Origin of the sequence: Candidatus Frackibacter sp. WG13, from assembly GCF_900114655.1 — a bacterium.
Taxonomy (GTDB): domain Bacteria; phylum Bacillota; class Halanaerobiia; order Halobacteroidales; family Acetohalobiaceae; genus Frackibacter.
The window spans coordinates 1-6,892 of sequence record NZ_FOTT01000001.1; the positions used below are offsets into that span (position 1 = coordinate 1).

Genomic DNA, 6,892 nt, shown 5'->3' on the forward strand with positions numbered 1-6,892 from the left:
CCCTGTTGGCTCCATTCCCACAATTACATCAGTTTTATTTTCTTTCTCACTTATTTTCTTAATCCAGTGTAGAAATTTTTTAAAACCTTCTTCTGTGTTTAGAAAGAATATTGCCTTATCATATTCGATACCTCGATAATTAAATGCTCTTGCTGCGTGTTTGTTTTTTGCTATGTCTACTCCCACTACTAATGTTGAATTTTTTACTTGCTTTATCTTGTCATTTTGAGTATAATACATATTAGATACCTCCTTGGTTTTTTTAGAGATCAGACTCGACCTCTGATACTCCGTATTATACCAAGGGGGTATTTTTTTGTCGACCCTGATATTTATTCATTACAGGAATGCTCCTTAAAGCTAAGTCATAAAACATCTCTTTTAGTTCATCTTTATAATGTCCATTTTTAAAGTCTTCATCTATAAATTGCTCAACGTCTGGCAAGCCTCTGATAAACAATAATTCATGCATTGTTTTAGAAAAGAACATCTTAATACTTTTATCTGCTGATCTTAGTTCTGCATACTCTAATCCATTCTGTCTTTGCTCTTCAATATCATATATTTGTTTGCCACTTGAATAGATTGCTACTGCTAAAAGGATAATCAATATTATTAATGCTAAAAAGAAGATTTCATTATTTCTTATGATTTTTTTAAGAATAGTAGTCGCCCCCTTCTATACCCCTAACTCCCCAATTATTGATTCATTTATTACTGAAAATAACACTAGATATGTTATAAAGTTACATAACAATCGAATTTTTTCCTGCATTTATTTAATCATTTTTTATGAATGTAACCTATTTATCTAATTTTTAAATATAAGCCTTCTAAGTTTAGAATTTAATTAAATAACCCCTTAATCATAAATGACTAAGGGAGTAACTATCTTTATTAATTATATTTACTTAATCAACTCGATAAACTCTTCAGTTAAATACGGGTCAAACTGAATACCAGCATTCCTTCTTAATTCTTTAATGGCTTTTTCATGTGAAACAGCTTTTCGGTAGGGTCGATTATTAGTCATGACATCATAAGAGTCAATAATAGATATTATCCTCGCTAAAAATGGGATCTCATCACCTTTTAATCCCTGGGGATATCCTTTTCCATTCCACCATTCATGGTGAGCTAAAATTTCATCTGCTATTGAAGTCAAGTTATCTGAAGCTTGAGCAATGCGATAACCTATTTCCGGATGCCTCCTTATCTCTCTCCAGTCTTCTTGTGATAATTTCTTCTGTTTATTGAGAATTCTATCAGATATTGCTACTTTCCCAATATCATGTAGAGTAGCAAGTAGCGATAACTTGTCCAAGGTATCTGAAGTGAATCCTAATTTATTACCGAACTTTATTACTAATTGCTTTAATCTTCTGGCATGGGCTTCCGTTTCATAATCTTTTTCTAATAAAGTCTTTTGTAGGGAAGATATAATCTCATGTCTGGCACTAGAACTATTCATTAATTTATTGCGATACATTCTATCTTCGGCTTCTTCAAAAATATCATAGATATCTTCTTTTAAATCTTCTTTTGTTGCTGCCCCTAATGCTATACTCATTGGAATCCCATCATCTTTAATAGTTGAACATGCTTCTTTAATTCTTTTACACACTCCATCAGCAGTAATAGAATCAGTCTTAGGTAAGATAATCGTAAATTCATCTCCACCCCAACGGGCAATAATATCTTCTTGGCGACAGGATGACTTTAAAATTTCAGCCATTCTTTTCAAACGCTGGTCTCCTGCCATATGTCCGAAGGCATCATTGACTAGCTTTAAACCATTCATATCTCCTATTATTAAGCTTAATGGTAACTGTCTTTTTGTATCTAATCGCTCTAATTCTTCTTCAAAATATACCCGATTATAAAGACCGGTCACTTTATCATGCAAGCTTAAATATTTAACTCTCTTTTCTGCCTCTTTCCGTTTAGTAATATCCCGTAGAATACAGATGAAAGTACTATTCTCTAATAAAGTTAATGATAACTCTTGAGGAAACTTACTGCCATCAATTCTTCTTCCAATCGCCTCTCCTCGCCATTGTCCTTCTGAAAAAAATTTAGGCATAATTTCTTCTTCAAATCTTTGTACTTCCTCTGAATCATAAAAACGTCGCCAGTCCTCACCTATTAAATCCTCAGGTATATAGCCATACATTTTAGCATGTGCTTCATTTGAATAAATAATCTTTTCATCTTGACCATGAATGGCTATTCCATCCATAGTAGCATTCATTGCTGCTAATTGTAAATTTATCTTTTCATTTATACTCTGCTGATCACTTCTACTATTAACTGATCCTTGAATAACAATCAACCCCCAATACAAGAAAATAACAATTATGCCAAATAGCTCAATAAATATTATTCTGTAAATATCTATTTTTACCTTCAAATAATTCTATTTTTTCACATTCTTTATTACCATTTGAAATAAGGTTAAATCGACTTTTAGAAGTTCTGCTTAAACTTTTAAGAAGAAAAGGTATTTTGCACTCATTACCTGAATTAAATATTTATGTACTACACCATACTAAAGATAAGTGCAATTAGAGAGGAGCTAATCAACATGAGTTTTAACCCTAAAAAACATCTCACCAAAGTAAAAGGGAAAGATTATCTAGAAGTAAAATGGAGATTAGTCTGGTTTAGAGAAGAACACCCTCATTATGGCATAGATACTGAATTTTTGATTTTAGATATGGATCAAGGAATTGCAGTTTGCCAAGCAACAATTAGCAATGAAGAGGGCCAAGATTTAGCTAAAGGTACTAAGACTGAATATAAAGCCAGTTTCTTTGACTTTGTAGAAAAAGCAGAAACAGGAGCTATAGGACGAGCATTAGCCGCTTTAGGCTATGGGACTCAATTTGCCCCTGAACTAGAAGAAGGTGAGCGGATAGTCGATAGCCCAGTAAATTTGAAAAATGATGAAAGACAAGATAACTATAAAGACAAATCTAAGCAAGATATTATTAATGACATTAACGATACTATTGAAAAAGAAGACTTTAGCCACGAAGAAGCTAAGAAGATTTTAACTGACAATCTTAATAAGAAAAGTTTAAAAGATTGCTCTAAAAAAGAATTAGTAGAATATTTAGAAATTCTTAGAAAAGAACGGTGTCAAAGCTGTAAAGCAAAGATTTCAGAAGCAGTTGTTAAATACTGTGAAAAGAACAAAGATAAATTTGATGGTCAGTGCCTATGTATTAATTGCCAAGATGACTATAAATAAAAAATAGTCAATATATCTCAACATTTAGAGATATATTGACTAATAAAATCTATCAAATGCTCACTTTATGTAAAGCACCATACTTCTTAATCTCTTGATTTTGAGCAAATTAACGAACACGATTTATTTCATCATAATATTGCTCTATAATTAATACAATTTCCGCATCCAATGCTGACTCTGAAGACATGTCCTTTAAAATATTTAATACTTTATCTTTCCTCATCCCTTTTCGGTAAGGTCGGTCTTCACTAACAGCTGTAAATACATCCGCAACTGCCATAATTCTTGAACCTATTGGTAAATAATCCTCATTATAATGGAAAGGATAACCTGTGCCATCAAGTCGTTCGTGATGAAGTGCAGCCCAATGATTAATTTCTTCTAATCCATTAACCCTATCTAAGATACGATAAGTATAGAACGGATGCTGTTTAATTATATTAAACTCTCTCTTAGTTAACTTAGCTGGTTTATTTAAAATTTCCGGCGGAACAGCAAGCTTACCTAAGTCATGGAGATAACCAGCTACTTTCATCATCACACATTCCTTTCTCTTAAACCCAGCTAACTCTGCTAATATCTCTGCAGAGGCAGCTACTCCACTAGAATGAGTAGCAGTAAACTGACATCTAAAATCTATAATATCACTAAATAACCTCGCTAAGCTAAGTAATCCATCCAAATTCAAATTGATTCTTTCACTACCAGACTTTTTAGCCAGAATTCTAGTCAAATTTGAAGAAGTAGTGTTAAACCAAAAAGCTTCCTTTTTAGATAAACTTAAAAATGCTTCTACTGCTTCTGGTATAAACATTTCATTACTTTCTCTTTCTATTCTCCGGCAAATATCATCTTTCTGATTAAGAATATCTATTTTTTTATTAATCAATACATCTACTCGATCAGCTAAATGTAAAATATGTCCGCCTATTGGAATAGCATCCCCGTCAATTTCAGCCCCTTTTCCTCCATCCCAAAGAACATGATGATACCGAATCAAAGGAGCTATCTTAGCAAACGGTTTAAAACGTTTTATTAATTTATAACCCATCTCCGCATGCTCTGACTTCTCTCCTTGATCATATTCACATGATTCTTCAAATTCTAAGGCATTAAGTCGTTCGCGTAAAGAAAAAGCACCAGCATCATGTAAAGCACCAGCTACAATTAAATCTCTCTGTTCTTGTTCAGATAACCCCATTTCAGTAGCTATACTATTCGCAATATAAGCAACCCGCTTATGATGACCATTTACTTCTTGACTAATTAAATCTATAGCTTCTGAAAGACAGATTATCATTTCAAATAAAGGAATATTTAATTCATCTTTCATATTTAATCACCTTCTTTATCAATTAGCAATTTATCAAAAATTCGTCAAATTATTGAGCTCTATAGCTATTTTTCTTGATTAAATCAGTTTTTCCTGCAATTTATATAAATAAATTCTTTTTCTCACAAATTACCTTATTGTTCGAGTCTTATTTTCTTATCTTCATTAGTATTATTACCTTAAACCTGTCCCTCAAGCTTCAAAAATATATTTTAACGTGCCATTAACATATTTTTAACATTTTATTTACATTTTTTTCTTATATAAAAAAGGACTTTGTCTTAGATTGTATAAATAATTATTTATGAGAGAATATTTGCTGATAATAAATTAATATTTGAGCTTTAATAATTAATTATGTAATTAATCCCCTAATATAGAGAAAAAGAAAGAGGGTAGAATAATGCGCTTAAGACTAAAACTATTTTTAATAATTGAATATATAACCTTTGCTTTAAGTTTCTCTTATCTTTATCAAAATCATTCTCAACTTATACCTTGGTATGACTTTGCTTTTTTTACAATAGCACTCTTTATATTAAGTAATCTAACTACTCTTGTTAATAAAGGAATTAGAGTAAATACTTCTCTTGACCTACCAATTTTATTATCAGCAATTGTAGTTTTAGACCCCTTTTGGGTGGCAATTGTTGCTATGGTCGCCACTATAAAAATCAACAAAATCAAAATTGATTTCACTTGGCATAAATTTATCTTTAATAGAACTATGTTCTTTGTAGCAACTGGAAGTGCTGCCTTAATCTTTCGAATAAGTCAAAAACATTTTAATACACCGTATTACTTTTTATCACTATTATTTACAGCTATTACATTTATTATAGTTAATAATATTCTTGTTTATCTAGTAATCAAATTTGAAAAAAAGAAGAATAACTTTTCTTTCTTACAACATATGATTAAAGTGGGTAAAAAAGCACCTAGTACTTATTTATTAGGGCAATTTCTTTACTTTGTTTATATTAACTTTGATAAAGGATTCTTTATTCTAGGTATTATTTTCACCTGTTTCTTATTAGAATTATTCTATACTCATGTACAACAAGTAAATCATTCGACACAGATTGTGAAGAGCTTCTTAAAAGTTATTAACTCTAAAGATAATTATACTGAAGGGCACTGTCAGCGAGTAGCAAGTTATACTAAGCTCCTATGTAAAAAGTTAGGCTTAGGACCTAGCCAAGCTAACTGTATCATCCAGATGGCAAAGATTCATGATGTAGGCAAATTAAATGTCTCTGATGAAATATTGAGTTCTTCAAGCCGCTTAACTAAAGATCAAAAAGAAGAGGTTAGAATGCATAGCCTTTACGGTTATCAAATACTACAAGATATTGAATTACTAAATGAAAATTTAGATATCATCTTATATCACCACGAATATTATGATGGCAGCGGTTATCCAGAAGGAATCAGAGGCGAAGAAATCCCTCTAGGAGCAAGAATTTTGGCTGTCTGTGATGCATTCGATGTAATGACTTATGGTCGCGCCTATCAAGCTCCAATGACTAAAGAGAGAGTTATCCAAGAATTCAAAGATTGTACTGGAACTCAATTTGATCCACAAATTAGTCAAGCTATGATTGAATTAATTGAAGCTGACAGCTTTAATCATATATTTGCTGACAATATTGCTAAATATGAACAACGATATGAAACAGTTGTAGAACTTTCTTCCTAAGGAGTGAAGGTCATGCGTTTACGATTAAAATTATTCTTAGCAGCTGAATATACTCTTTTTGCTATAGTTTTTGTTTATTTGTATCAGACTAGCGGTCATGCAGTTAACTGGAATAAACATTACAATGGTAATGGCTATCCAGAAGGAATTAACGGTAATGATATTCCTCTCGGCACACGAGTCTTAGCTGTTTGTGATGGTTTTGATGTCATGGCTAACGGTACTATTTGTCAAGTGCCGATGGATAAAGAAAAAGTCATCAAAAAATTTAAAGATTGTACTGGAACTCAGTTTGACCCACAGATTAGCTATGCAATAATTAAGGAAAATGGAACGTTTGACGATATCTTTGCCAATAACCTTGCTAATTATAAGCAGAAATATAATATAGCAACCACCGTTAATTAAAATTGTTACATAATTAATAATATCTAAAAATTAGAACTCCCCCCCCATTATAAAACTAACTCACTTAGCTTAAATCTCAAGGCGAGTCAATAATTTATTAATAATTCTACTAAACTCCACTACCAACTTACGAACTATCAACTTATCAACTTATCAACTTATCAACTATCAACTTATCAACTATCAACTATCAACT

At 31.6% G+C, this 6,892-nt stretch carries 6 protein-coding genes and 1 pseudogene; 3 read left to right on the top strand and 4 right to left on the bottom strand.

Annotated elements, in window-relative coordinates:
* From BM077_RS00005 to BM077_RS00015, 3 genes and pseudogenes are all read right to left on the bottom strand, one after another.
* Positions 1–240, bottom strand: a pseudogene (locus tag BM077_RS00005) (IS110 family transposase); the annotation flags it as partial.
* A gap of 55 nt (positions 241–295) precedes the next feature.
* Complete coding sequence (locus tag BM077_RS00010; protein WP_089746834.1) at positions 296–610, bottom strand: hypothetical protein; 315 nt, start codon at positions 608–610, stop codon at positions 296–298.
* A gap of 297 nt (positions 611–907) precedes the next feature.
* Positions 908–2,332, bottom strand: coding sequence for an HD domain-containing phosphohydrolase (locus tag BM077_RS00015; RefSeq protein WP_089746835.1), 1,425 nt, complete (start codon positions 2,330–2,332; stop codon positions 908–910).
* A gap of 252 nt (positions 2,333–2,584) precedes the next feature.
* Here BM077_RS00015 and BM077_RS00020 point away from each other — a divergent pair, with 252 nt between their 5' ends.
* Positions 2,585–3,253 carry a hypothetical protein gene (locus tag BM077_RS00020; protein ID WP_089746837.1) on the top strand — a complete coding sequence of 223 codons (669 nt, stop codon included), beginning with the start codon at positions 2,585–2,587 and terminating at the stop codon, positions 3,251–3,253.
* A 109-nt stretch (positions 3,254–3,362) separates the two neighbouring features.
* Here BM077_RS00020 and BM077_RS00025 read toward each other — a convergent pair whose 3' ends face one another.
* Positions 3,363–4,589, bottom strand: coding sequence for an HD-GYP domain-containing protein (locus BM077_RS00025; RefSeq protein WP_089746838.1), 1,227 nt, complete (start codon positions 4,587–4,589; stop codon positions 3,363–3,365).
* Between the two features lie 403 nt (positions 4,590–4,992).
* Here BM077_RS00025 and BM077_RS00030 point away from each other — a divergent pair, with 403 nt between their 5' ends.
* Positions 4,993–6,288, top strand: a complete 1,296-nt coding sequence (locus tag BM077_RS00030; RefSeq protein ID WP_089746840.1) for an HD-GYP domain-containing protein — start codon at positions 4,993–4,995, stop codon at positions 6,286–6,288.
* Positions 6,289–6,300: 12 nt separating this feature from the next.
* Positions 6,301–6,696, top strand: coding sequence for an HD-GYP domain-containing protein (locus BM077_RS00035; protein ID WP_089746842.1), 396 nt, complete (start codon positions 6,301–6,303; stop codon positions 6,694–6,696).
* The last annotated feature ends 196 nt before the right edge of the window (positions 6,697–6,892 follow it).